Source organism: Actinophytocola sp. (genome assembly GCF_036378875.1).
In the GTDB taxonomy this organism is placed as follows: domain Bacteria; phylum Actinomycetota; class Actinomycetes; order Mycobacteriales; family Pseudonocardiaceae; genus Actinophytocola.
In genome coordinates this window covers 54,458-78,605 of record NZ_DASUVO010000038.1, presented here as the reverse complement: position 1 = coordinate 78,605, position 24,148 = coordinate 54,458, and the positions used below count along the sequence as shown (strand labels likewise).

At 69.9% G+C, this 24,148-nt stretch carries 24 protein-coding genes and 1 pseudogene; 10 read left to right on the top strand and 15 right to left on the bottom strand.

Annotated features, from left to right (window positions below; translation table 11 throughout):
* The 3 genes from VF106_RS10425 to VF106_RS10415 all read right to left on the bottom strand — a co-directional run.
* Positions 1–678, bottom strand: a 678-nt coding sequence (locus VF106_RS10425) for an ABC transporter transmembrane domain-containing protein (protein WP_330839416.1), incomplete at its 3' end; no start/stop codon positions are given.
* The gene (locus VF106_RS10420; protein WP_330839415.1) at positions 665–1,819 is read right to left on the bottom strand and encodes a serine hydrolase domain-containing protein; all 1,155 of its coding nucleotides are present in this window, start codon (positions 1,817–1,819) and stop codon (positions 665–667) included. The genes VF106_RS10425 and VF106_RS10420, both read right to left, overlap by 14 nt.
* Positions 1,820–1,826: 7 nt before the next feature.
* The gene (locus tag VF106_RS10415; protein WP_330839421.1) at positions 1,827–2,723 is read right to left on the bottom strand and encodes an alpha/beta hydrolase; all 897 of its coding nucleotides are present in this window, start codon (positions 2,721–2,723) and stop codon (positions 1,827–1,829) included.
* Positions 2,724–2,817: 94 nt separating this feature from the next.
* Here VF106_RS10415 and VF106_RS10410 point away from each other — a divergent pair, with 94 nt between their 5' ends.
* Positions 2,818–3,855, top strand: coding sequence for a helix-turn-helix domain-containing protein (locus tag VF106_RS10410; RefSeq protein WP_330839414.1), 1,038 nt, complete (start codon positions 2,818–2,820; stop codon positions 3,853–3,855).
* Between the two features lie 312 nt (positions 3,856–4,167).
* Here VF106_RS10410 and VF106_RS10405 read toward each other — a convergent pair whose 3' ends face one another.
* Together VF106_RS10405 and VF106_RS10400 are read right to left on the bottom strand one after the other, a co-directional pair.
* Positions 4,168–4,683, bottom strand: a complete 516-nt coding sequence (locus VF106_RS10405; RefSeq protein ID WP_330839413.1) for a hypothetical protein — start codon at positions 4,681–4,683, stop codon at positions 4,168–4,170.
* A 73-nt stretch (positions 4,684–4,756) separates the two neighbouring features.
* Positions 4,757–5,845: pseudogene (locus VF106_RS10400) on the bottom strand (aminotransferase class V-fold PLP-dependent enzyme); the annotation flags it as partial.
* A gap of 73 nt (positions 5,846–5,918) precedes the next feature.
* On the opposite strand from VF106_RS10400, the gene VF106_RS10395 reads away from it, so the two are divergent.
* Both VF106_RS10395 and VF106_RS10390 read left to right on the top strand, forming a co-directional pair.
* Positions 5,919–6,230, top strand: coding sequence for a PadR family transcriptional regulator (locus tag VF106_RS10395; RefSeq protein WP_330839412.1), 312 nt, complete (start codon positions 5,919–5,921; stop codon positions 6,228–6,230).
* Positions 6,227–6,970: an HD domain-containing protein gene (locus tag VF106_RS10390; RefSeq protein ID WP_330839410.1), complete on the top strand. Its 744-nt coding sequence runs from the start codon at positions 6,227–6,229 to the stop codon at positions 6,968–6,970. Before VF106_RS10395 ends, VF106_RS10390 begins: the two co-directional genes overlap by 4 nt.
* On the opposite strand, the gene VF106_RS10385 is transcribed toward VF106_RS10390, so the two are convergent.
* The 6 genes from VF106_RS10385 to VF106_RS10360 are packed head-to-tail and all read right to left on the bottom strand — an operon-like array spanning position 6,953 to position 12,293.
* Positions 6,953–7,486: a class I adenylate-forming enzyme family protein gene (locus VF106_RS10385; protein WP_330839420.1), complete on the bottom strand. Its 534-nt coding sequence runs from the start codon at positions 7,484–7,486 to the stop codon at positions 6,953–6,955. The genes VF106_RS10390 and VF106_RS10385 overlap by 18 nt on opposite strands.
* Positions 7,387–8,400, bottom strand: a complete 1,014-nt coding sequence (locus VF106_RS10380; protein ID WP_330839409.1) for a class I adenylate-forming enzyme family protein — start codon at positions 8,398–8,400, stop codon at positions 7,387–7,389. Before VF106_RS10380 ends, VF106_RS10385 begins: the two co-directional genes overlap by 100 nt.
* Before the next feature lie 8 nt (positions 8,401–8,408).
* Positions 8,409–9,902, bottom strand: coding sequence for a bifunctional 3-(3-hydroxy-phenyl)propionate/3-hydroxycinnamic acid hydroxylase MhpA (locus VF106_RS10375; protein ID WP_330839408.1), 1,494 nt, complete (start codon positions 9,900–9,902; stop codon positions 8,409–8,411).
* Positions 9,899–10,243: a DoxX family protein gene (locus VF106_RS10370; protein WP_330839407.1), complete on the bottom strand. Its 345-nt coding sequence runs from the start codon at positions 10,241–10,243 to the stop codon at positions 9,899–9,901. The genes VF106_RS10375 and VF106_RS10370 overlap by 4 nt, the downstream gene beginning before the upstream one ends.
* Positions 10,240–11,163, bottom strand: a complete 924-nt coding sequence (locus VF106_RS10365; protein ID WP_330839406.1) for a fumarylacetoacetate hydrolase family protein — start codon at positions 11,161–11,163, stop codon at positions 10,240–10,242. Before VF106_RS10365 ends, VF106_RS10370 begins: the two co-directional genes overlap by 4 nt.
* Positions 11,160–12,293 carry a VOC family protein gene (locus VF106_RS10360; RefSeq protein ID WP_330839405.1) on the bottom strand — a complete coding sequence of 378 codons (1,134 nt, stop codon included), beginning with the start codon at positions 12,291–12,293 and terminating at the stop codon, positions 11,160–11,162. Before VF106_RS10360 ends, VF106_RS10365 begins: the two co-directional genes overlap by 4 nt.
* A 106-nt stretch (positions 12,294–12,399) precedes the next feature.
* Here VF106_RS10360 and VF106_RS10355 point away from each other — a divergent pair, with 106 nt between their 5' ends.
* Positions 12,400–13,035: a TetR/AcrR family transcriptional regulator gene (locus VF106_RS10355; RefSeq protein ID WP_330839404.1), complete on the top strand. Its 636-nt coding sequence runs from the start codon at positions 12,400–12,402 to the stop codon at positions 13,033–13,035.
* A gap of 10 nt (positions 13,036–13,045) precedes the next feature.
* Here VF106_RS10355 and VF106_RS10350 read toward each other — a convergent pair whose 3' ends face one another.
* From VF106_RS10350 to VF106_RS10335, 4 genes are all read right to left on the bottom strand, one after another.
* Positions 13,046–14,140 (bottom strand): catalase family protein, encoded by a 1,095-nt coding sequence (locus VF106_RS10350; protein ID WP_330839403.1) that lies wholly within the window; start codon positions 14,138–14,140, stop codon positions 13,046–13,048.
* 14 nt (positions 14,141–14,154) lie between these two features.
* Positions 14,155–15,480, bottom strand: coding sequence for a Dyp-type peroxidase (locus VF106_RS10345; RefSeq protein ID WP_330839402.1), 1,326 nt, complete (start codon positions 15,478–15,480; stop codon positions 14,155–14,157).
* Positions 15,481–15,485: 5 nt separating this feature from the next.
* Positions 15,486–16,094, bottom strand: coding sequence for a glycosyltransferase family protein (locus VF106_RS10340; RefSeq protein WP_330839401.1), 609 nt, complete (start codon positions 16,092–16,094; stop codon positions 15,486–15,488).
* A 186-nt stretch (positions 16,095–16,280) separates the two neighbouring features.
* Positions 16,281–17,039 carry a GntR family transcriptional regulator gene (locus VF106_RS10335; RefSeq protein WP_330839400.1) on the bottom strand — a complete coding sequence of 253 codons (759 nt, stop codon included), beginning with the start codon at positions 17,037–17,039 and terminating at the stop codon, positions 16,281–16,283.
* 212 nt (positions 17,040–17,251) lie between these two features.
* Between VF106_RS10335 and iolC the strand changes: the two genes are divergently transcribed.
* From iolC to VF106_RS10305, 6 genes are all read left to right on the top strand, one after another.
* Positions 17,252–18,238, top strand: coding sequence for a 5-dehydro-2-deoxygluconokinase (iolC, locus tag VF106_RS10330; RefSeq protein ID WP_330839419.1), 987 nt, complete (start codon positions 17,252–17,254; stop codon positions 18,236–18,238).
* Positions 18,231–19,100 carry a Cgl0159 family (beta/alpha)8-fold protein gene (locus tag VF106_RS10325; protein WP_330839399.1) on the top strand — a complete coding sequence of 290 codons (870 nt, stop codon included), beginning with the start codon at positions 18,231–18,233 and terminating at the stop codon, positions 19,098–19,100. Before iolC ends, VF106_RS10325 begins: the two co-directional genes overlap by 8 nt.
* The gene (iolB, locus tag VF106_RS10320) at positions 19,097–19,936 is read left to right on the top strand and encodes a 5-deoxy-glucuronate isomerase (protein ID WP_330839398.1); all 840 of its coding nucleotides are present in this window, start codon (positions 19,097–19,099) and stop codon (positions 19,934–19,936) included. The genes VF106_RS10325 and iolB overlap by 4 nt, the downstream gene beginning before the upstream one ends.
* Complete coding sequence (iolD, locus tag VF106_RS10315; protein ID WP_330839397.1) at positions 19,933–21,783, top strand: 3D-(3,5/4)-trihydroxycyclohexane-1,2-dione acylhydrolase (decyclizing); 1,851 nt, start codon at positions 19,933–19,935, stop codon at positions 21,781–21,783. The genes iolB and iolD overlap by 4 nt, the downstream gene beginning before the upstream one ends.
* A gap of 10 nt (positions 21,784–21,793) precedes the next feature.
* Complete coding sequence (locus VF106_RS10310) at positions 21,794–23,278, top strand: CoA-acylating methylmalonate-semialdehyde dehydrogenase (protein ID WP_330839396.1); 1,485 nt, start codon at positions 21,794–21,796, stop codon at positions 23,276–23,278.
* Between the two features lie 153 nt (positions 23,279–23,431).
* A complete protein-coding gene (locus VF106_RS10305; protein ID WP_330839418.1) occupies positions 23,432–24,100 on the top strand; it encodes a lysophospholipid acyltransferase family protein in 669 nt (222 codons plus the stop codon).
* Positions 24,101–24,148 lie beyond the last annotated feature (48 nt).

Genomic DNA, 24,148 nt, shown 5'->3' with positions numbered 1-24,148 from the left:
CGTGCGGTGGGCACGTTCCGCACCGCCGAACGCTTTGACCACCGCGATGCCCCGCACGAACTCGACGACCGAGCTGGTGATCCGTCCCATTGCCGCGTCGAACTCCTTCTGCTCGCGCAGCCGGGCCGGGGTCATCATCAGGGGAACCAGCGCGACCGCCAGCACCACCGGGATCAACGTGATCAGTGTGAGTCGCCAGTCGACGGTGAACAGGTAGACCAGCGACACCAGCGGCACCACGACCGCGGAGACGAGCGCGCCGGGCGTGTGGGCGATGAACGGGTGCACGGCACTGACGTCCTCCCCAACGACCTTGGCCAGCTCGCCGGTCCGGCGCTGGGCGAACCAACCGATCGGCACCCGTCCCAGCCGTGCGGCGAGTTGACGCCGGAACGACAGCTGCACCTGGCCGTCGAGAAGGTGGCCGAGTCCGGACGAGGCGGCCGTGAACAGCAGGCGCACGAACAGGCCCGCCGCCCCCACGACGACGACCGTCCACACGTGACCGTGGTCGATCGGGTCAGGCGACAGCACAGTACGTCCCAGCTCGACGACCGCCAGCAGCGGCGCCAACCCCGCGACGGCGCCGACGACCCGCAGGATCACCACGGCGGCGAAACTCCCCAGATGCGGGCGCAGCAGCCCGGCCAGGCCCGTGCTCGGTTCAGCGCTGGTCATCGCTCTCACCGCACAACGCCTGCTGGCGCAGTGCCGCCAGGGCGCCGTCGATCGGATGTGGTCGCGGCTTCCCTGACGCGTCCAACCTGTTCCACCGCATGAGGTTGATCGCGATGGACGCCTGCCGGCCGCCGTCGGCGCGGGTCAGGGACGACGTGCCGGCTCCCCAGGTCGTGCCGTCGTGGCCCCAGAAGACGCCGTGCCCCGGGATCTCGACCCGGTGCAGCCCGAGTCCATAGTGGAGCCGCTGTCCGTCCAGCGCGACGACCGGGCCCGTGCGCCGCATCTGCGCCAGCGAGGACGCGCTCACGATCTCGCCCGAGAACAGCTTGCCGTAGAAGAGGTTGAGGTCCCCGACCGTCGAGATGAGACCGGCCCCCAGCATCACCCACGACATGTTGTAGACGCTGTAGTCGCGCGGCGGGTCGATCAGGCCGAACAGCGCCTCGTACATCCGCGAGTGCGACTCCTCGATGTGCGGCCCGACCGGAAACCCCGTGTGCTGGAGCCCGGCCGGCTCGATGACCTCGTCGGTGACGCATTTTGCGGCCGACGTACCGGTCACCCGTTCCAGGAGTTCGCCGAGGAGCAGGTAGTTGGTGTTGGAGTACACCCCGGGAGAGCCTCCTGGCTCACCGGAGGCGGGTGCCGACAGCCCCATCTTGATCAGCTCGGCCGGGCGGAACCGCGTGAACCGGTTGTCGTCCAGGCTCTCGGGGGAAATGTCCTGCAGCGAGGGGAATCCCCGGAAGGACGGGAACGCGTACGGGAGGTACTCGGCGATGCCACTGGTGTGGTTGAGCAGCATCCGAACGGTGACCCGGTCACCGCGTCCGCCCGGCACCAGCCGCGGCAGGTAGCGGCGGATCGGCGCGTCGAGCTGAACCAGTCCTTTCTCGACCTGTCGCAGGACGGCGGCGGCGGTGAAGGTCTTCGTCACACTGCCGACGCGATGCCGCATGTCGGGACTGACGGGACGACCGGTCTCGACATCGGCGACCCCGGCGGCGCCGCGCCAGGTCTGGTCGGCGTCGCGCACCTCGGCATACACACCAGGCATCCCGGCGCGGTGTAGACCGTCCATCGCGGACTGGAGCGCGGCGGGATCGAGGCTCGCGCGGTCGGAGATCGTCGCGGACATCGCCGCATCACCCGGCCAGGGCGCGGCGCAGAACCGCACCGAGTTCGGCGATCTGCCGCTGTGATACCTCGGCGGACAGCAGTGCCTGCGAGCCGTGGAACGTGCCGGCCCACTGGTGCAGCTCGACCGACACGCCCGACTGCAGCAGGCGCACCGCGTAGGCGATGTCCTCGTCGCGGTTCGGGCAGAGCTCCGCGGTGGCGATGTAGGCGGGTGGCAGGCCGGACAGATCGGTGGCCCGCGCCGGTGCGGCGTAGGGCGAGGCGGGCGCGCCGCCAAGATAGTGCCCCCACGCGGCGGTGACCTTGTCGCGGGTCATCCAGGGCGTGTCCGTGAAATGCCGCGCCGACCACGTCTCCTGCCGGTCGTCGAGACCGGGCTGGTTCAGCAACTGGAAACGGATCGACGGCCCCTGCTCGTCGCGCGACCGCAACGCCAGCCCGGTCGCGAGCCCACCGCCGGCGCTGTGACCGCCGACCGCGATGCGCTCCGGGTCGACGCCGAGTTCCGCTGAGTGCTCGGCTGTCCAGGCCAGCACGGCGTAGGCGTCGTCCAGGGCCGCCGGGAACCGGTGCTCGGGGGCCAGGCGATAGCCCACCGACACCACCACCGCGCCGGAGCTCTCCGCGAGCCGGGCCGCCCACGGGTGCTCGGTGTCCACGTCACCCATGACCCATCCGCCGCCGTGCATCCAGACGAGGGCGCCCTGGGCCCGGTGCGGGCGATAGATCCGCACCGGCACGTCCGGCTCGGCGGGCACCATGCGGTCCTCGACCTCCATGTCCGAGAGGTCCGGTGCCGGCACCGCGGCGGCCAGCTTGCTGAGGCTCTCGCGCGCGGCGACCAGGTCGACCAGGTCGGCCTTGGGGAAGAACGGGATGAATGCTTCCAACTCGGGATCCATGTCGACCATCCTCCCGGCCACCACCGCCGAGATCATCCGCCACGCGTCGCGCATCGCGCTCCGGTCACGCACCGATCGTCGCTATCCTCTGGTCATGGAGGCACTGGCCAAGCGGCTGTCGAACCTGGATTCGGAAGCCGAGGGCGTGGTCCGCGTCGTGATGTTCTACGACACGCTGATGCGCCGGCGCGTGGATCTCCCGGCGCTCGCCCGAGCCTCGGCCGGGCTCGCCGAGTGCGTGGCCGGGATTCGGCTCCACGGCACGGGCCGTGTGATCCGCATGGCACCGGACGGCAGGGAGGCGCCCGATCCGCCGACACCCGCGTCCATCACAGCGCCGATCACCCTCGACGACGAGGAGATCGGCACGGTCTGGCTGGAACGCCCCGGCCCATCCGGCAGCCCGCTCGACGAAGCACTGCTGGACCGCCTCGCCATCGCCGCCGCGGCGGTCGTCGAGCGGTACGGCCCGGCCCGCACCACCATGGCCGACCCCGCCCTCGTCGAACTGGTGATCAGCGCCGACAGCGACGAGGCGGCCAGAGCCCGCGCGCTACGGCTCCTGGGTTTCGGCGCGGACCTGCCGATCCGCGTCATCGCCGTACGGTCGCCGCGCCCGCTCGACCAGGTCGGCGGCCTCATCTGCCCGGCCCACCCGGTGAAGGCGGCGCCGCTCGCCGACGTGGGCGTCATCCTGGCCACAACCGTTGACGCGACACGGTTTCCGGCAGGCGTGCGCGCGGGGATCGGCGCCGCCGACAGTCCCGCCCGATCCTGGCGCGAAGCCCACACCGCCCTCCGCTTCACCACCCCACGCCAGCCGGTCGTCCACTATGCCGGGCTGGGCGCGTTGGCGTTGCTCGCACAGGTGCCCGAGGACACCGCACGGGACAACGTCGACGTGGCCGCGATAGCCAGAACGGCCAGCAACCCGGCCGACCTCGAGACGTTGGACGCCTACTGCACCACCGGTTCCCTACGCCGGGCAGCCGAACTTCTCCACCTGCACCACAGCAGCATCGCCCGCCGGCTCGAACAGCTCGGCAAGACCCTGGGCTTCGAGCTCACCGAGCCCACCGGACTGGTCCGCGTCCGACTCGCCCTCACCGCGTGGCGACTACTCGACGACTGACCCGAGCGCGGAACTGGCCGGAGCACACACGGTTTGGCCTCCGGCCCCCGTTTTCCAGCCTAGTGGCAGGCACCGACAGTTCCGGCCCCCCACCAGCGACTGGCGAACAGTTCACCCGATCAACCCGAGCGAAAGTCCCACTCGTGCTCCCAGGGGTCGGCAAAGTCGTTCGTCCTGGTCACGTGCCGTCTCGGGTGTGCTGATTAGGCGCGTTTGCCACCTGGCCGGCGTGGTGAACGCGCCTAATCAGCACGCCGGAGGTGGAGGAGCTGGCCAGCCGGCCACGATCGTGGATCGTCGACACCGCTTGGGTCAGGCCTGGTAGTGCACGTGTCCGTTCAGTGCGGGCCCGTCGGGCGCGCCGCAGCGTTGCGTGAAGCTGGCCTCCAACGCCACCAGCCGCCCGGAGAGGTCTCGTTCGATGCGGTCGACGGTGAACTCGGCGTAGTCGTCGATGCAGCCGAGGCCACGAGAGATGACCAGGATGCCGGGACTGCTGGCCGGGCCGTAGAGCTGGTTGCGTACGTCCTGATAGGTGCCCACGGCCAGCCGTGCGCGGTTCGGCCCGTTCAGCTCGACCCGGATGTCGTCGAGGCCCTTCATGGCATCGATCTTGACGACGTTCTGGTACTCCCAGACCATGATCTCGCTGTCCGGTGAGATCCACTCGGCGGTTCGTCCGTTGACCGGATGTGCCCCTACCTCGGCCTTGACCGTGACGGTGGCGCCCGGCGGATCGCTCGGCGTCCCGGCGGCCGCCCCCGCTCCGCCAACCACGGCCCCGATCAGCACGGCCGCCGCGACGGTGGCACGCATCAGTGCACGCATGACTTCCTCCCCAGTAGTCGCGGCCCGCAGCGTAGCGGGTCGAAACGCGGTCCCGCTGGCAAACGGATCACCCCAGGCTCGTCAGTGCCGCGCGTACCCGCTCCACCGCGGCGGGTCCGGTCGAGGCGTGTGGGGACAACCTCACCTGGTCCGAGCGCACGGTGGCCGTCACTTCCGCATCGGCGAGTGCGGCCGCCACGTGCTCGATCGGTTGGCCGGGCACGCGGAACGCCAGGATGCCGGCGCGGCGGTCGGTCGCGGACACGATCTCGGCGCCGGCCAGCCGTAGCACCTCGTCCAGTTCGGCCACCCGGTCGGCGATGCGGCGGGAGACGACCGCGGGCCCGATCTCCTCGACCAGTTCCAGCGCCCGGGCCAGGGCGCCGGCGGTCACCGGGCTGAGGTTGCTCACCGACCAGGACTGGGCACCCGGCGCCAGCTCGTGGAGCTCGTCGTCGAACACCCCCGGGTCACGCACGCCCGTCCAGCCCGAGATCAGCGGCGCCATCCGCGCCAGCGCACGATCCGACAGCACCGCGAAGCCGGTCCCCCACCCCGCGCGTAACCACTTCTGCCCACCGCACACGAGCACATCGGCGACCTCCCACGGTTCGTCGACGACGCCGAGCCCCTGGATGGCGTCCACCACGAGCAGCCGGTCCCCCACGACCTCCCGCAACGCACCGAGATCCGCCCGGTAACCCGTGCGGAAGTCGACGGCGCTCACCGAGACCACCGTCGTGTCCTGGGTCAGCGCGGCCGCGATCACCTCCGGGGTGACCCGCGGCGTGCGCAGCCAGCGAACGGTCAACCGGCCGGCCTGCTCGGCCCGCGCCCACGGATACGTGTTGGCCGGGAACTCCGCGGCCGAGACCAGCACCTCGCCGGCCGGGACGCTGAACGCCGCCTGGAACAGGCCCTGGCTCGTGTGTGGCAACAGAACCACCCGCTCGGCGACCGCCCCGCACAACCGCGCCACCGCCGCCCGGGCCCGGTCGTCACACCGCATCAGATCGTCCACCGTGGACATTCCCGCCGTCGCGACCCTGCCCAGCAGCGCCGCGCTCTCCTCGACCACCGCCCGCGACGGCGGCCCGACGCGTGCGAAGTCGAGGTATCCCGGCGACTCGCCGAACTGCTCGCGCCAGACGTCACCCGTCACTGAAACCCCGTCCGTTCCCTCGACAGCTAAGGACTACCTATGTAGAGTACGGCATATGGTCGCGAGCCCTCGGATGACGTTGCAGACCCAGCTGGTTCTGCGCGCTCTGCTCCAGCGACCCGCCAAGGAGCAGTACGGCCTGGAGCTGTGCGCGGAGACCGGGTTGCCCAGCGGGACCGTCTACCCCATCGTGGCGCGACTGGAACAGGTCGGCTGGCTGGAAAGCCGTTGGGAGGACCCCAACGAGCACATCACCCAGGGCCGGCCCCGCCGCCGGTACTACAAGCTGACCGACGACGGCGCGGAACGAGCGCGGGCCGCACTCTCCCGGGTGCGCCGGCCGGCGCGGATGTTCGACTTCGGCGTGACCGGGGAGCCCGCATGACCCACGCACTGGTGAGCGAGATCGCCGGGCTGTACCCACCGGACGACGCCCGTCAGATCGAACGCGCCTACACCTTTGCCGCGTACTGGCACCGGGGCCAGGTCCGGCGCAGCGGCGACCCCTACATCACCCACCCGGTGCTGGTCGCCGCCACCCTGGCCAGGATCGGCCTGGATTCCCGGATGGTGTGCGCGGGGCTCCTCCACGACGTCATCGAGGACACCACCTGTCCGCCCGACCGGCTCCGCGCGGAGTTCGGCGACGAGATCACCGCACTGGTACAGGGACTGCTCACGCTCGAGCAGGGTTCGCTGGACACAGCCGAACGCCGGCTGCTCATCCTCAAGCTGGCCGACCGGCTGCACAACATGCAGACCATCCGGTGGGTGCCCCGAGCCAAACAGGAGCGCAAGTCCCGGGAAACCCTGGAGATCCTGGTCCCACTGGCCGAACGACTCGGTCTGCACACGATCAAGGCACAGCTCGAGGACCTGTCCCTGGCCACGCTCTATCCCGACCGGTTCACCGTCCACAATGGTCGATCGAGCCGACTACGGGTGTCGCGCCGGGTGTTGGCGGTCTCGGTGGTGCTGCTGCCGTTGACGGCCCGAGCACGCTGGTTGGAGGAATGGACCGCCGAGCTGCACGCGCTGCCGGACCGCCGCGCCCGCACCCGGTTCACGCTGCAGGTACTCGCGGGGACGGTCCGGCTCGCGATCGTGTTACGTCAAACCGGATGACGGGAGCTGTGCCCGCAGTGCCGGCTTGTCGATCTTGCCGACAGGGTTGCGGGGCAGCCGTGGTACGACGTGGATCTCGGTCGGCAGCTTGTACTTCGCCAGCGAGGCGCCGCAGAAGTCCAGCAGGTCGCCGGAGTCCACTTCGGCCCGCAGGGACACGAAGGCCACGGGGACCTCGCCGAGGATCTGGTGGGCGGCGCCGATCACAGCGGCCTCGGCCACCGCCGGGTTCCGGTAGAGGACAGCCTCGATCTCCGAGGGGTAGATGTTCTCGCCACCGCGGATGATCATGTCCTTGATCCGGTCCACCAGCACGAGGTAGCCGTCCTCGTCGAACCGGCCGACGTCGCCGGTGTGCAGCCAGCCGTCCACAATGGTCTTCGCGGTGTCGGCGGGCCGGTTGAGGTAGCCGCGCATCACGTTCGGGCCGCGCACCACGACCTCGCCGACCTCGCCACGCGGGAGGAGCCGGCCAGAGTCGTCCATGATCGCGACGTCCTGCCCGGGGAGCGGCAGGCCGACCGTGCCGGGTTTACGTGGCCCGCCAACGGGGTTGAGCGTGGAGGCGCAGGTGCCCCCGACAGCCCGTAGCCCTCGACGATCGGGACCCCGAACCGTCGTTGGAAGCCGGTGATCAGGCCGGGCGGCATCGGGGCCGCGCCGCAGAGCGCGAACCGGATCGACGACAGGTCCGGTGTCTCGTTCTCGGGCCGGACCAGGAGCATCGCGTAGATCGCCGGCACACCGGAGAAGTACGTGGGCCGCACCCGTTCGACGATGCCGAAGAAGGTCTCGGGGTCGAAGCGGCCTGCGATGGTGGCGCGGGCGCCGGCACGCAGCGGCGCGAGGATGCTCACCACGATCCCGTTGACGTGGAACAGCGGCAGGATCAGCAGACTGTGGTCGTCGGCGGTCAGCCCGCTGGCGCCCGACGACATGGCGCACATGGCGTCCAGGTTCGCGTGGTCGAGCAGCACGCCCTTCGGCCGACCCGTCGTCCCGCTCGTGTAGATCACCAGGGCGAGCGCCTCGGTGTCGTCCCGCGGCTCTGACTCCGGTGTGCCGTCGACAGGCAGCGCGTCCGGGACGACGGCGCGCACCGGCAGCGCCTCGTCGTCGCTCACGAGCAACGTCGCGCCGGAGTCGGCGAGCTGGTACCGCACCTCCTCGTGCGTCAGGCCGGGGTTGATCGGGGTGACCGCGGCGCCGAGCCGCCAGGCCGCGAACAGGGTGACGACCAGTTCGATCCGGTTGGGCAGCATGGCCGCGACGATGTCGCCGGGCCGGACACCCCGTTCCGCGAACAGCTGGGCCGCGCCACGCACGCGGGCGGCGAAGTCGGTGTTGGTCAGCCGCAGCCGCTCATCAGCCAGGCAGGCACCGTCCGGGTCGAGCTGTGCACGGGCATCCGGCAGCGTTGCGAAATGCATGGGGCTCCTTAGTCGAGTTGTGTTGGCAGGGCGGCACAAGACTTCGTGAGGTCGCGGCTCGCGTGGAGAACGGTGCCGTCGGGGCGGACCACCGCCGTCGTGGCACGGCCGAGCCGGAGCCAGTCGTGCAGGGTGTCGCCGGGCTGGGTTTGGACCAGGACGGCGCCGCGTGCTTCGAGCCTGGTGCGGTGCGGCAGGTACGCGGGTGTCGACGTGACGACCGCGAACCTGCCGGCGGCCACGTCGTCGAAAACGCGCCCGTCCCCCAGGGTCGCGTTGGGACAGAGCGTGCCGGCCAGGCCGCGGCGCAGCCGTGGTCGCAGTACGAGGCTGGATCGGCGCAGCGCCGGGGTTTCACTGCTGAGCACCCGGTTCCTGAAGCCGGGGACCAGATGTAGCCGGGGCGCAAGGACGTGGCGGATGAGGTTGCCGAGGTCTCCACCCTCGGTCATCGCGTGGCCGATCAGCTTCGCCACGCGGATCAGGGCCCGCGCGTGCGGCTTGCGTTCGGTCTGGTAGGTGTCCAAAGCGGACTCGGGAAGCGAACCGTCGAACACACCGGCGAGCTTCCAGGCGAGGTTGGCCGCGTCTCGCAGGCCGGCGCCCATGCCCTGTCCGATGAACGGCGGGGTGAGGTGCGCTGCGTCGCCGAGGAGGAACACCCGCCGGTCGCGCCACCGGTCGACGACCTGGGCACGGAAGGTGTACTCGGCGACCCGGACCAGTTCCAGCTCGTCGACCGGGATGTGCTTTGTCCACGGTTCGATCAGCGGGTGCAGCGTGGTGATCTCCCGGTAGTTCTCGGCGGTCTCGCCGGCCGGGAGGCGGAACTCCCAGCGGTAGCGGCGCTCGCCGATCCGCATGAACGTGCCGGCACGGCCGGTGTCGCAGACCTGGTGCACGCCTTCCCACGCGCCGAGTGCGGCGTCGGTGGACACGTCCACGACCAGCCAGCGCTGCGCGAACCCGAGATCCCGCATGGTGGCGCCGATCGACGACCGCACCAGGCTGTTGGCGCCGTCGCAGCCGAGCACGTACCGTGCCTCCACTGAGGACGGTTCACCGGTGGTGCGGTCGGTGAACTCGACCCGCACCGAGCCACCGTCCTGGTCGATCGCGGTGACCTCCGTGTCGCCCCGCAGGGTGACCTCGGATGGCAGGTCCGCGCGCAGGAGGTGTTCCAGCTCCGGTTGGTCGAACATGTTGGCCTCGGGGAAGCCGTGCCGACCGTGCGTCGATCCTCGGCTGAACTCGGCCAGGACCCGCATGCGGGCATCGACCAGCCGCAACCCGTGACAGGGCCACGTGATCGCGGCGAACCGCTCCCCCAGGCCCATCCGGGCCAGGATGCGGTAGATCTCGTCGTCGAGGTGCACCGCCCGGGGCTGCGGGTAGACGGCCTCCCACCGGTCCAGCACCAGGCTCGCCACGCCGTGTCGGGCGAGGAGCCGCGCGGCGGTCAGCCCGGTCGGCCCGGCGCCGACGATGACGACCGGGATCATCCCGTCGCTCCGAACGCGACGGTCGCGTAGCAGGCGACCAGCCCGACACAGACCACCGCGGGAAGGAGTTCGGGCACCCGGTCCCGGTTGCGCATGTGGACGGTCAACGCACCGGCGAGCAGCGACAGCAACCCACCCGCGGCCAGCATGCCGAGCACCGGCACCGCGGCGCCGAGCGCCACCCCGGTCGCGCCGGCCACCTCCAGCCAGCCGATGCCGCGGTAGGCGGAGACGGAGAACCCGGACTTCGCGGCCAGCACACGCATCCGAGGCACGGCCAGGATCTTGGCCAGCCCGAGCACACCGAAGATCGCGGCGACGACAACGGTGAGAGCGATCATGGCCGCGCCCACCGCACGACCGTCCGTTGCCTGCCGAGGTCGATGACGCCGTCGTCGGTGGCCACCGACGCCTCGACCACGTCACCGTCGGCCAGGTACTTGGTGTTGCGGGCCTGGCCCTTGAAGAACAGCTTCCACTTCGTCGCCGCGGGCAGCAGCGACGCGATGACCTCCACCGGCTTCGGTGGGGCGCTGAGCGCGGTGCCGACCGGGGTGCCGGTGAGCAGGAGGTCACCGGGATCCAGGCGCTGGAACCGGGTCAGCGCCCGCAGCGCGTCGAGGGGCTGGTAGATCATGTCGGCGGCGGTCATGTCCTGGCGTGGTTCGCCGTTGACCCACAACCGCAACCGGAGATCCGTGAACCGCTCGATTTCGCCGGCGTCCAGCAGCACGAGCGCCGGCCCGGTCGGGGTGAACGTGGGGTACGACTTCGACTCGTAGAACTGGGTCTTCGGCAGCTGGAGGTCCCGTGCGGAGATGTCGTTGGTGACGACCAGACCCGCGATGTGGTCCGCCGTGATCTCGGCGCCCACGGGGACGGTCGCGCCGAGGACCAGGCCGATCTCCACCTCGTAGTCGAGCAGCCGGACGTGCGCGGGGCGGACCACGTCGTCGAACGGGCCGCTGATCGACCCGGACGCCTTGCGGAAGAACGTCAGCGGCACGGTTTCCGGGTTCATGCCGGCGTCGCGAACGTGGGAGACGAAGTTGGTCATCTGGGCCACGACCCGGCACGGCGCGGTGACCGGCGAGACCAGCTCCAGCGACTCGACGGGCACCGGGTCCCCCGCCGCCGCGTCGATCGCCTGGCGGTCGGCGAGCAGCTGGGCGGTGGTCTCGGCTGCGGTGTCGACGCGCACGGCACCCGCGGAGGTGTGGACCCACCAGGCGTCGGCGGTGCGGAGGATGGACGTACTCATGACGAGGCTACTTTCAGCAGGCCGCGCAGGCGGTGGAGGTCGAACTCGTTGTCGTCACGCAGGGCGGCGAACACCCCGCGCAGTTCACGCAGGGACTCCCGGCCAGGGGCGATGCCCATGAAGTCCTTTGTGGCCGGTGGCCCCCACTGGGCGAGACCGGAGGCGGTCATGGGCGCCCAGCCGGGTTCGAGCGTGCAGTCGAACAGGTCGCCGTCGGTGAAGTGCTCGACCAGGAACCCGTCCGGGTCGCGCCAGTAGTCGAAGATCTGGCTCCCCTGGATGTGCCGGCCGATCCCCCACGACCGGTGGTAGCCGGCGTCCAGCAGATGTTCTCCGCCTGCGGCCAGCGCGTCGAAGTCGGCGACCTGGTACGCGGAGTGCACGTACCGGTTGGTCGGGCCCAGCGTCATGGCCAGCGTGTGGTGGTCGGTGGGGGTGCTGCCCCGATCGCAGCGGATGAAGCTCATCACGGGTCCACGCGCCCGCTGTCCGGAGTGGAACAGGAAGTCGCTGACGATCAGTCCCAGGTGTGCCAGGTACCAGTCCAAAGTGGCCCGGTAGGTGGTCGTCTGGAGCACCACGTGTCCCAGCCGCTGCACCTTCGCCGGCTCGCGGGGCGGTCGTTGCGTGGCGTTGGTGCGGGCGAGATCGTGTCCGGCGTTCAGCACGAGCGGTTCCTGCGGTGGCAGCGCAGGCAGGCGGTGCGTGTCCGACACCACCCGCACGCGCAGCCCGCTCGGATCGGTCAGGTCGACGGCGACCCCGCCGAGGCTCTCCGGCAGTGCGGCGACCGTCCGGCCGGTGGCGTTCGCCAGGCGCAGCACGTCGTTCGCGTCGGCGGCCAGGAATGCCGGACCGAGGAACCGGGACCGCGAGCCGCGGCGAATCAGTACACACGGCGCACCCGGATCGGTACCCCTGAGCTGCAACTCGTCGGACGTACGCAACGAGGTCTCGAAGCCGAAGGCGTGCGCGAACACCTCGGCGCGCCGCAGGTCCGGCTTCTCGAACTCCAGCCACGCCACGTCGTGCACCTTGACGATCGGGTTGGTCACTCTCCCGGGGTGCTCGCCACGCAGGGCGCCCTGCTCGCTGTGCAAACCCGCATGAGGGTCCCGGCGGTTCGCCATTGACGACTCCCTTCACGTACTGATGACATCATCAGTTACGATCAGTTCGTCAGTCAAGTGGTTCTGATGATTTCATCACCTTTGATGGTCGCGGTAGTCTGTGGCCATGGCTGTCACTCGCATGGATCGGCGCAAGGCCCGCACCCGACAGAAGCTGGTCGACGCGGCCCGTGTGTTTCTGGCGAGCGACACGCACTCCACCGCGAGCATCCAGGACATCACCGATGCGGCGGACGTCGGTTTCGGCTCGTTCTACAACCACTTCTCCAGCAAGTCGGAGCTGTTCGAGGCGGCCGTGTCGGAGGTGCTGGAGGAACTCGGCCAACTCCTCGACGAGCTGAGCAGCGACGTCGACGACCCGGCCGTCGCGTTCGGACAGTCGGTGCGGTTGACCGTGCGCCTCGCCGTGGCACGGCCGGAGACCGCGCAGGTGCTCGTGCGGCACGGGATGGCCTACATCGACGCCGAGGACGGGCTTGCGCCACGAGCCCTGCGGGACATCGAGGCCGGGGCCGAGTCGGGCCGCTTCCACGTCAGCGACCCGAAGCTCGCGCTCGCGATCACCGCAGGCGCGCTGCTCGCCGTCCTGCACGTGTCGCTGGTCGACCCGGACAGCGTCACCGACGCGACCTGTGACGAGACGGCCGAGCAGCTGCTGCGCATGCTCGGCCTCCCGCTCGACGAGGCACGCGCGCTGGCGACGACACCGCTGCCCGAGGTCCCGGCCGTCGACCAGGTGTGACACGTGTGGGTCAGGCGGGAAGCTCGTCGATGCTGGCCGGCTCGTGCTGCTCGACCCCGTTGTAGCCGTGCCGGAAACCGCTCGACTGCGCGTACGCGGCGCGGCGGGACCGCATGATCGACCCAAGTGGACGGTGGGCGTCGAGCGCGTGCCAGGGGTTGAACGAAAGCACGTCGTCGGCGTAGCGGCGCCGGGCGTCGCTGTAGGCGTCCTGGGCCGGCAGGTGCACCGTCGCCACGACCTCGTGCGGGGACAGTTCCTCTGGCCACAGCACGGACGCGTCCTCGACCGGCATCTTGTCGATGTCGACGCACAGCTGGGCCCGCAGGTCGTACTCCGCGTCGTTGCCGGCGAAGAAGTCGACGACGAGGTCACGCAACGCGGACTCGCCGGCCTTCCTGCCGACCGGTTGGCCGGTCAGCAGACGCACGTTCGACGAGCTGGGCGCGGCCGAGATCTTGGCGACGTGCTCCCCGTAGCGCAGCGCGGCCATGGAGTGGAACGTCTCGCCGAGGATGTGGTTGTTGGCGGCGGCCAGCGTCTCGATCTTCGGGGAGATCGGGCGTCCGGCACGCGCCAGCACACGGGCGGCCACGCGGGCGCCCAGGCCGGCGAGCTGGAGCTGCTGGTCACGCTGGCGTGGCAGCTGCTCGAGCAGCTTCTGCAGTTTGGCGTAGGTACCGATGGTCCCGAACGGCAGCGTGGGATGGTTGACCAGGAGGAAGTCCTGGGTCGTGAACCCGTCGTCGACCGCGCGGGGACCGGGCGCGCCGAGCACCTTGATCGCGAACCCGCGCTGGGTGGGCACCTGGTCGGAACGCAGGTCGCCTGGTGCGGTCGAGAAACGGACGATCACCGGGTAGGTGCGTGGCTGCGCGAACAGCCCCTGGGCGAGGTGCTCGGGCAGATTCGGCCGCACCCGCAGCTCGCCGGCGAGCACCCCGTGGCTCTTGGCGTGGGCGTCGCGTAGACCGTGCCGGTGCTTGGCAGCGACCTCCTCGTTGGCGTGCCGCATCGCCGCGACGACCTGGCGGGTCAGCTCCTCCTCGTTCGGAAACGGCTGCTCGAGGTCCGGCCGGTACCGGACGTAGTCGACTGTGGACATTGATGACCTCCGGGTCAGCTGCTGAGCCAGCGGATCGCGGAGAGGCTCGGCATGAAGAAGTACTCGCCACCCCGCAGGGTGTTGAAGCTCTGGATGCCGTGCACTCGGCGTGGGGGTGTGCCGGGCACGGTGAAGTAGGCGCCCTTGTCCTGCAGGGAGATCAGCGGGTCCTTCTCCTTGCCCAACCCCATGAAGCTACCGGAGTTGACCCACTCGCTCTGCAGGAACTCGACGTTGTCGATCGCACGTGCGCCCAGTGCGATGAAGTCAAGGCCGCGGTCCTTGCCGTCGTCGGCGAGCGCGGTCGTCGGTTCGCCGAAGGACGTGCTGCGGCGGATGATCCGCCGGATGTTGACGTCGGACAGGACCTCCAGCTTCGAGTTCCGCGGGTTCATCCTGCGGATGTGCGACCCCAACGGGGTTTTCAGCCCGCGCGGGTCGTCGGCGTAGTCGAAGTCGTTGACGCGGTTCGGATCCGCTCCGATCGCCGGGTCGTCCTCGGTCGGTGTCAACGCCAGCGGCGCCCCGCTGCGCCAGCGGCCGACGAGCTTGGCCGCGAGCAGCTCCCGCTCCTGTTCGGTTCGCCCGTTGTCCCTCAGGTACCGGTTGAACGCGGCGACGTGCGAGTGGTACTTACGGAACACGACGTAGGTTCCGTTGTGGCCGAGCACATCGGGAGCCGGCATCGCGAGCGGGTGGCCCGTCTCGCTCGAACAGCCGAGGACGAACTCGCCCGCCTTGATCGGCCGTCCGTCCCCGGGCAGCGGCTCGGCGCCGCTGCCCGCGACCACCGGCTGGGAGAACCCGTCCCGGTAGCCGAACACGTTGAACCCGGTCGCGCCGAAGTCCTGGTGCGACACCAGCCGGACCCCGGTCAGGCCACGCAACCGCAGCTCGTAGTTGGCGACCTCACGCCGCCAGTCGTTCTCGTTCTCGGCGTAGACACTGATCGCGAGATGCACGGCGGGAGTGCCGAACGGGGCCTCCCAGTGCGTCGGCGCGTTGGGGCCGGTGTCGCGCAACCGCTCGGCACGCGCGGCCATCCCGGCGCGGAAGTTCGCCGGGAAGGACACCAGCGACGCGGGCGGCACGCCGAGTGCCACGAGGCCGCGGTAGCTGATGGCCAGCGCCATCCAGGACGGCTGGGGTACGTCCCAGTGGGCCGCGGAGGTGACGCGCGGGACCAGGCGCCGCAGCAGTTCCTTGCCCGCGGCCGCCTCGACGATCTCGATGATCGCGTGCGTGCCGAAGTACGGCTCCGGACGCGCACGCAACACCGCTGCCTGGATGTCGTCCAGTTCGAGGGTCGGACGCCGCAGCAGGCGTCGGAACACGTCCATGGCCGTCAGTTCAGGTTGCCGAGGAAGCGCCGCACCTCGACGTCCTGCCGCTTGAGCCGGTTCGCCTCGGAGACCGTGATGTTCGGGTGCGACACGAACCACGCCTCAGCCGGGACCTGGTACTGGACGATGAAGTCCTTCACGTCCGGTGACGCGATGCCCGGCCAGCCCTCGACGTTGCCGAACAGGTAGTCCATGAACTCGGGGATCTTGGTGGCGAAGTCGTCGATGTAGGGGTCCCACTCGCCGTCGTAGGCCGTCGCGAACAGCAGCTTCGTGTCGTTCTCCAGGAACACGAACCGCATGTTGTGCAGCGTGCCGACCTGACCGGCGCCCGCGAGGTTCCCGCCGACCAGCTTGAAGAACCTCCGCAGCCGCTCCGCACCCTTCGGCGTCAACGGCAGGATGGCCGTCAGCTCCGACACCTCACCGCTCTTCGCGCCGACCCGGCCCGCGTTCGTCACGGCGTGCTCGGCGAAGTCCTCCTTGTCGGCCAGGAACTCCGCGATCCGCAGCTTGAGCGCGATCTTCGCGTCGGTCAACACCGTGTCGATCTTCTCCCGGACCGTGGCGGGGAACCCCTGGAACCTCGTCTGCAGATCCTGATCACTCATCACATGCCTCCTCAGCACAGCGGCCCGAGCCACCTCGAACCGACGATCTCATCACAATTGATGATTTCATCATTAACGAGGGCGTGCAAGTAGAGCCCGGTCACAAGGAGTAGATGTCCGCGCGGTCGTGATCACAAGCAGTGACACTCAGGGGTGCTCACCACTCACCGCACGTGAGGCGAGGCGCTACTGCGGGCCGATGGTCAGCGGCAGGTTGAACGAGTAACGCGACGCCCGGTAGACGTGCCAGCCGTGCTCGACCACGCGGCCGGTGTCGTCGTACGTGGTGCGCTGCATCGTCAACAGCGCCGCCCCCGGCTTCTCGTCGAGCAGTTCGGCGTCCTCCTCGGTGGCCAGCCGGGCGCCGATGTTCTGCTGAGCGGCGTGCAACCGGACCCCCGCGGAGCGCAGCAGCTGGTACAGGCCCTTCTCGCGCAACTCGTCATCGGTCGGGTCGATGACGCCGTCGGGGAGGTAGTTGTTCATCACCGCGAGCGGCTCGCCGTCGCTCGAGCGCACCCGCTTGAGCCGCCGGACACGCGTGAGCCCGGGCGCCTCGAGCAGGTCGGCCACGTCGACGTCGGCGTCCTCCACCTGGTTGAGGAGGACGACGGACTCCGGCTTGCCGCCGAGGTCGGCGAGGTCGTCGAACAGGCTGGAAAGGCGAATCGGCCGGGAGACCTTGGTGCGGACGACCTGGGTGCCGACACCGCGCCTGCGCACGAGCAGCCCCTGGTTGACCAGGCTCTGGATCGCCTGGCGGATGGTGGGGCGCGACATCCGCAGGCTGGCCGCGAGATCCACCTCGTTGTCCAGCCGCGCGCCCGCCGGCAGCCTGCCGTCCTCGATCGCGGCATGCAGCTGCTTCGCGACCTGGAAGTACATCGGCTCAGGGCTGCCCGGATCCACCACGATCTCGCGGGCGGGATCCCAGCTGGTGCTCATCTGGCGCAGCTTACCGGGCTCAACGACTAATGACCTAATGTCCATATGTCTTGACAAAGTATACAACTGGTGGAACTGTCGGAGGAGCAGATTCGTTCAGGGAGGACACCGATGACACCCCTGTGCCGACCTCGCGGCTCCCAACCGCACCTAAGGGGAACGGGACGCAACCCAGCCACCGGCACGTGCCGAACTGGACGGTGCCGGCCAACGTGACCACAAGGGTTAATTCCGGGGAGGCGGGACAGTCTGCACCCTTCGACGTCATCACGATGGGGCGGATCGGGGTGGACATCTACCCGTTGCAGACCGGCGTCGGCCTGGAGGACGTCACGTCGTTCGGCAAGTACCTCGGCGGCAGCGCGACCAACGTCGCCGTGGCCGCCGCCCGGCACGGCCGGACCACCGCCGTGATCACCAAGACGGGCGCCGACCCGTTCGGCCGTTTCATCCACCGGGCGCTGACGGGCTACGGCGTGGACGACCGGTTCGTCGGCACCTCGGAGGGCCTGCCGACCCCGGTGACGTTCTGCGAGATCTTCCCGCCGGACGACTTCCCGCTCTACTTCTACCGCTTCCCGAAGGCACCCGACCTGGACATCGCGACCGAGGAGCTGGACGTCGACGCCATCCGGGCGGCGAAGATCTTCTGGGTGACCGTCACCGGCCTGTCCCAGGAGCCGAGCCGGGCGGCGACGCTCGCCGCGCTGGAGGCCCGGGGACGCCGTGGGATCACCGTGCTGGACCTGGACTACCGGCCGATGTTCTGGGAGTCCCGCGAGCAGGCTCGCGAGTGGGTCCACAAAGCACTCGACCACGTGACCGTCGCCGTCGGCAACCTCGACGAGGCCGACACCGCGGTGGGCACCCGCGAGCCGCGAGAGGCGGCGAAGGCGTTGCGGGACAGGGGAATCGGGCTCGCCATCGTCAAGCAGGGACCGAAGGGCGTGCTGGCGGTGGACGACTCCGGTGAGGTCGAGGTGCCGCCCGTGCCGGTCGAGGTGGTCAACGGGCTCGGCGCGGGGGACGCGTTCGGCGGCGCGCTGTGCCACGGGTTGCTGTCCGGATGGGACACCGAGCGGATCATGCGGTTCGCCAACGCGGCCGGGGCGATCGTGGCCGGGGAACTGGCCTGCTCTGACGCCATGCCCACGGAGGAACAGGTACTGCGCAGACTGGGAGAGGCACAGGGTGTCTGACACGGTCCGGCGACTCGTCGCCAAAAGAGTGCGCGATCCGGAGGCGGTCACCGAGGCGGCCGCGAACCGGGTGCGGGCGAAGTCGCCGTTCAACGACAAGGGCAAGACGATGATCATCGCCGCGGACCATCCGGCCCGCGGCGCGAACGCCGTCGGCGGAGACCCCCTGGCCATGGCCGACCGCGGTGAGCTGCTCGACCGGCTCTGCGTAGCGCTGGCCCGCCCCGGGGTGACCGGGGTGCTGGCGACCGCGGACATCATCGACGACCTGCTGCTCCTCGGCGCGCTCGACGGCAAGACCGTGTTCGGCTCGATGAACCGCACCGGGCTCGCGGGTTCGGCGTTCGAGATCGACGACCGGTTCGCCTGCTACGACGCGGAAGCCATCGCACGCATGGGTTTCGACGGCGGCAAGATGCTCACCCGCATCGCGCTCTCCGACCCCGCCACGCCGCGTGTGCTGGAGAACTCCGCGAAGGCCGTCAACGAGCTGGCCGAGCGTAGGCTGATCGCGATGGTCGAGCCGTTCCTGTCGCACTGGGTGGAGGGGCGGTTGCGCAACGACCTCTCCCCCGAGGCGGTGATCAAGTCCATCACGATCGCCTCCGGGCTGGGCCGCACCTCGGCCTACACGTGGCTCAAGCTGCCCGTGGTGGCGGACATGGAGCGCGTGCTCGCCTCCTCGACGCTGCCGGCGGTCCTGCTCGGCGGCGAGGTGAAGGACGCCGACGCCGCGTTCGCCGCCTGGCAGAAGGCGCTGTCACTGCCGACCGTGCAGGGCCTCGTGGTGGGGCGGTCGTTGCTGTACCCGCACGACGGGGACGTCGCCAAGGCGGTCGACACGGCGGTGGGGCTGCTGTGACGCTCTACCGACCGGCGGGCAGCACCGCGGAGGGGCCGTTCGATCTCGTCGTCACGCCGGAGTCCGCGGGCTGGGGCTTCTCCGGGCTGCGCGTGCTCACGCTCGACGGCAGCCTTGAAGTGTCCACAGGGGACAGCGAGACCCTGGTCCTGCCGTTGTCCGGTAGCTGCGCGGTCGAGGTCGACGGCGAGACGTTCCAGCTCGCCGGCCGCGCCGACGTTTTCGACGGGATCACCGATTTCGCCTACCTGCCACGGGATGCGGTGGTGACGATCACCGGCACGGGCCGGTTCGCGTTGCCTTCCGCGAAGACCGGGAAGCGCCTGCCCGCCCGCTACGGCCCGGCGGAGAACGTGCCGCTGGAGCTGCGTGGCGCGGGCAACTGCAGCCGCCAGGTCCACAACTACTGCCTGCCGCACACCTTCGACGCCGACCAGCTGCTGGTGTGCGAGGTCCTCACCCCGGGCGGCAACTGGTCGTCCTACCCGCCGCACAAGCACGACGAGGCGCGCGACGGTGAGAGCGAGCTGGAAGAGATCTACTATTTCGAGGTCGCGGGTGGCGGCATGGGCTACCAACGTGTCTACGGCACCGAGCAACGTCCGATCGACGTGCTCGCCGAGGTCCGCGGCGGCGACGTCGTGCTCATCCCGCACGGCTGGCACGGCCCGTCCATGGCGGTCCCCGGCTACGACCTGTACTACCTCAACGTCATGGCCGGCCCCGGCCAGGAGCGCGCCTGGCTGATCTGCGACGACCCCGCCCACGGCTGGGTCCGCCAGACCTGGGAGTCCCAGGACGTCGATCCCCGCCTGCCCCTTGGGAGAAAGCAATGAGGCTGACTACCGCACAGGCTCTCGTCAAGTTCCTGGCCAACCAGTACTCCGAACGCGACGGCGTCGAACAGCGCCTGATCCCCGGGGTGTGGGGGATCTTCGGGCACGGCAACGTCGCCGGACTCGGACAGGCACTCCTGCAGTACCCGCGCGAGATGCCGTACTACCTCGCACGCAACGAGCAGGGCCAGGTCCACGCCGCGGCCGCGTTCGCCAAGATGCGTAACCGGCTGCAGGCCTTCGCCGCTACCGCGTCCACCGGTCCCGGCTCGACGAACATGGTCACCGGCGCCGCCCTGGCCACCACCAACCGGCTTCCGGTGCTGCTGCTGCCGAGCGACATGTTCGCCTCCCGCGTGCCGGACCCCGTGCTGCAGCAGCTAGAGGACACCCGCGGCGGCGACGTCAGCGTGAACGACGCGTTCCGTCCGGTTTCGAAGTACTTCGACCGGATCTCCCGGCCCGAGCAGCTGATCCCGGCCGCGCTGGCGGCGATGCGGGTGCTGACCGACCCGGTCGAGACCGGAGCCGTGACGTTGAGCCTGCCGCAGGACGTGCAGGCCGAGGCCTACGACTGGCCAGAGGACTTCTTCCGGCACCGGGTTTGGCGCGTGGGCCGCCCGGTGCCGGAAGTGCCCGCGCTCGACCGGGTCGTCGCGCTCCTGCGGAACGCGAAGAACCCGCTGATCGTCGCGGGCGGCGGGGTCGTCTACTCCGAGGCGGAGCATGAGCTGCGTGCGTTCGCCGAGGCCACCGGCATCCCGGTCGCCGACACACACGCCGGCAAGGGCGCGGTCCCGTGGGACCACCCGTCCGCGGTGGGCGGCCTGGGCTCCACCGGCACCTCCGCCGCGAACGCCCTCGCCGCCGACGCCGACGTCGTGCTCGGCATCGGCACCCGCTACAGCGACTTCACCACCGCCAGCCACACCATCTTCGGTAGCCCCACGTTCGTGAACCTCAACGTGGCCCGGTTGGACGCCGCGAAGCACTCGGCGGAGATGCTGCTCGCGGACGCGAAGCTCGGTATCCAGGCCCTTCACGAGAGACTCCAGGGCTGGCAGGTGGCCGACGACTACCGCGCTCGCGTGCGGACGCTGGCGGAGGACTGGAACCGCAAGGCAGACGCGTGCTTCCACCTCGGCCATGGCCCGCTCCCCGCGCAGACCGAGATCCTGGGCGCGCTCAACGAGACCCTGGACGACCGCGACGTGGTGATCAACGCCGCCGGATCCATGCCGGGCGACCTCCAGATGCTCTGGCGTGCACGGGATCCCAAGGCCTACAACGTCGAGTACGCGTACTCCTGCATGGGGTACGAGGTCGCCGCCGGGGTCGGCACGAAACTGGCGGCGCCCGACCGCGAGGTCGTGGTGCTCGTCGGCGACGGCTCGTACCTGATGATGGCGCAGGAGATCGTCACGATGGTCGCCGAGGGCCTCAAGGTGATCATCGTCATCGTGCAGAACCACGGGTTCGCCTCCATCGGCGCCCTGTCGGAATCCCTTGGTTCGCAACGGTTCGGCACCCAGTACCGGTACCGCGACGACGAGACGGGCCAGCTCGACGGCACGAGGCTGCCGGTCGACCTGGCCGCGAACGCGGAAAGCCTCGGCGCCACCGTGCTCCGGGCATCCACAGTGGACGAGTTCCGGGACGCGATCGTCGAGGCCAAGCAGAACACCACGACCACCGTCGTGCACGTCGAAACCGACCTGTTCGGCCCGAACCCGCCCGGCTCCGCCTGGTGGGACGTGCCGGTCTCCGAGGTGTCCGAACTCGACTCCACCCGCAAGGCCTTCGAGAACTACTCCGCGAGCAAGCGGAACCAGAAGCACTACCTCTAGGAGCTGTGGCGTGTACACCATCGAACACTGGATCAACGGCGTCGCCACCCCGGCGGGCTCCACCCGTACCGCGCCCGTCTACAACCCGGCCACCGGGCAGGAACAGGCCCGCGTCCTGCTCGCCGAAGCCTCCGATGTGGACACCGCCGTCGCGGCCGCGGCCAAGGCGTTCGAGTCATGGGGCAACTCGTCGCTGTCCCAGCGCACCAAGGTCATGTTCGCCTTCCGCGAGTTGCTCGTGCGCCACGAGGACGAGCTGGCGCGGATCATCTCCAGCGAGCACGGCAAGGTCATCGACGACGCCCGCGGCGAGATCGTGCGCGGCCGCGAGGTCGTGGAGTACGCGTGCGGCATCGCCGACGCGCTCAAGGGCAGCTTCTCCGACCAGGTCTCCCGCGACGTTGACGTGCACAACTTCCGGCAGCCACTCGGCGTGGTCGCGGGCATCACCCCGTTCAACTTCCCGATCATGGTGCCGCTGTGGATGCACCCGATCGCCATCGCCACCGGCAACACGTTCGTGCTCAAGCCAAGCGAGCGCGACCCGTCCGCCTCGCGCCTGGTCGCCGAGCTCTACGCCGAGGCCGGGCTGCCCGACGGCGTGTTCAACGTGGTCAACGGCGACAAGGTCGCGGTCGACGCGATCCTCGACCACCCCGACATCACGGCGGTGTCGTTCGTCGGCTCCACCCCCATCGCCCGCCATGTCCACGAACGCGCCACGGCGTCCGGCAAGCGCGTGCAGGCGCTCGGCGGCGCGAAGAACCACGCCGTCGTGCTCCCCGACGCCGACCTGGAGTTCGCCGCGAACCACCTCACCGCGGCCGCGTTCGGCTCAGCGGGCCAGCGCTGCATGGCGATCTCCGTCGGCGTCGCGGTCGGCGCGGCCGGGGACCGGCTCGTCGAGATCCTGGCCCGCAAGGCGAACGAGGTCAAGGTCGGCCCCGGCGACGACGCCACCAGCGACATGGGCCCGGTCGTCACCGAGGCCGCGCGCCAACGCGTCGTCGCCTCCGTGGCCTCCGGCGCCGAGCAGGGCGCCACGGTCGTGGTCGACGGCCGTGGACTCGAGGTCGCCGGCCACGAGGACGGCTTCTTCGTCGGACCGTCCCTTCTGGACCACGTCACCGCCGAGATGGACGCCTACCGCGAGGAGATCTTCGGCCCCGTCCTGGCCGTCGTCCGCGCCGACACCGTCGACGAGGCCATCGCGATCATCAACGCCAACCCGTACGGCAACGGCACCGCCATCTTCACCGCCAGCGGTGAGGCCGCCCGCAAGTTCCAACGCGAGGTCAAGGTCGGCATGATCGGCGTCAACGTGCCCATCCCGGTCCCGATGTCCTACTACTCCTTCGGCGGCTGGAAGGACTCCCTCATCGGCGACTCCCCCATCCACGGCCCGGACGGCGTCCGCTTCTACACCCGCGCCAAGGTGGTCACCACCCGCTGGCCCCACACCGAGGCCGCGTTCAACTTCCCTGTATCCAACTAGTGTCCATCACGTCACAGAGCTGGGAGCGGCCTTCGCAGGGATGATGGGGTGGACCGTTCTCCCAGATCGACGGCACACGCGAAGTGAGGCACAGTGGAACTCGTCTACCCGCCGGTCATCGGTGCGTGCAAGATCCTCTTTCGGGCACTGGACATGAAACTGGACCTGCAGGGCACCGAACACATCCCGACCACCGGCGGGGCTGTGCTCGCCTGCACACACGTCAGCTACCTGGACTTCATCTTCTGCGGGCTGGCGGGGCTGCCGGCCAAGCGCAAGACGCGGTTCATGGCCAAGCAGCAGGTCTTCGCCAACCGGATCGCGGGCCCGCTGATGCGGGGCATGCGTCACATCTCGGTCGACCGTTCGGCCGGCCAAGCCTCCTACCAGGAGGCGGTGGCGGCGCTGCGTGCCGGCGAGGTGGTCGGGGTGTTTCCCGAGGCGACGATCAGCCGGTCCTTCACCGTGAAGCAGATCAAGACCGGTGCGGTGCGGATGGCCGCGGAGTCCGGCACGCCGGTCATCCCGGTCACGGTGTGGGGCAGCCAGCGACTCTGGACCAAGGGACGACCCAAGAATCTCACCCAGCGTCACGTGCCGATCCTGATCCGGGTCGGCGAGCCCTTCCAGCCGTCCCCGCAGGACGACCCCGAGGTGCTCACGGCCGACCTGCGCGCCAGGATGTCCGCGCTCCTGGACGCGGCGCAGCGGGACTACCCCGAGACGGCCGACGAGAACCCGTTCTGGTTGCCGGCCCACCTCGGCGGCACCGCACCGACACCCGAGGCGGCGGCCGCGCTCGACGACCAACCAGCTCGCTGACTCCGCGGGGACTTTGGTCACCACGAGAGAGGAACAACAGCCCTCCCA

Bases quoted from the DNA above. Each gene is read 5' to 3' on its own strand.
- VF106_RS10390 (WP_330839410.1), top strand. From the start codon at position 6,227: ATGACCCACGCACTGGTGAGCGAGATCGCCGGGCTGTACCCACCGGAC.
- VF106_RS10305 (WP_330839418.1), top strand. From the start codon at position 23,432: ATGAAACTGGACCTGCAGGGCACCGAACACATCCCGACCACCGGCGGG.
- VF106_RS10415 (WP_330839421.1), bottom strand. From the start codon at position 2,723: ATGGATCCCGAGTTGGAAGCATTCATCCCGTTCTTCCCCAAGGCCGAC.
- iolD (WP_330839397.1), top strand. From the start codon at position 19,933: ATGAGGCTGACTACCGCACAGGCTCTCGTCAAGTTCCTGGCCAACCAG.
- VF106_RS10370 (WP_330839407.1), bottom strand. From the start codon at position 10,243: ATGATCGCTCTCACCGTTGTCGTCGCCGCGATCTTCGGTGTGCTCGGG.
- VF106_RS10350 (WP_330839403.1), bottom strand. From the start codon at position 14,140: ATGTCCACAGTCGACTACGTCCGGTACCGGCCGGACCTCGAGCAGCCG.
- VF106_RS10375 (WP_330839408.1), bottom strand. From the start codon at position 9,902: ATGATCCCGGTCGTCATCGTCGGCGCCGGGCCGACCGGGCTGACCGCC.
- VF106_RS10365 (WP_330839406.1), bottom strand. From the start codon at position 11,163: ATGAGTACGTCCATCCTCCGCACCGCCGACGCCTGGTGGGTCCACACC.
- VF106_RS10355 (WP_330839404.1), top strand. From the start codon at position 12,400: ATGGCTGTCACTCGCATGGATCGGCGCAAGGCCCGCACCCGACAGAAG.
- VF106_RS10335 (WP_330839400.1), bottom strand. From the start codon at position 17,039: ATGAGCACCAGCTGGGATCCCGCCCGCGAGATCGTGGTGGATCCGGGC.
- VF106_RS10345 (WP_330839402.1), bottom strand. From the start codon at position 15,480: ATGGACGTGTTCCGACGCCTGCTGCGGCGTCCGACCCTCGAACTGGAC.
- VF106_RS10420 (WP_330839415.1), bottom strand. From the start codon at position 1,819: ATGTCCGCGACGATCTCCGACCGCGCGAGCCTCGATCCCGCCGCGCTC.
- VF106_RS10340 (WP_330839401.1), bottom strand. From the start codon at position 16,094: ATGAGTGATCAGGATCTGCAGACGAGGTTCCAGGGGTTCCCCGCCACG.
- VF106_RS10380 (WP_330839409.1), bottom strand. From the start codon at position 8,400: ATGCATTTCGCAACGCTGCCGGATGCCCGTGCACAGCTCGACCCGGAC.
- VF106_RS10405 (WP_330839413.1), bottom strand. From the start codon at position 4,683: ATGCGTGCACTGATGCGTGCCACCGTCGCGGCGGCCGTGCTGATCGGG.
- VF106_RS10410 (WP_330839414.1), top strand. From the start codon at position 2,818: ATGGAGGCACTGGCCAAGCGGCTGTCGAACCTGGATTCGGAAGCCGAG.
- VF106_RS10395 (WP_330839412.1), top strand. From the start codon at position 5,919: ATGACGTTGCAGACCCAGCTGGTTCTGCGCGCTCTGCTCCAGCGACCC.
- VF106_RS10360 (WP_330839405.1), bottom strand. From the start codon at position 12,293: ATGGCGAACCGCCGGGACCCTCATGCGGGTTTGCACAGCGAGCAGGGC.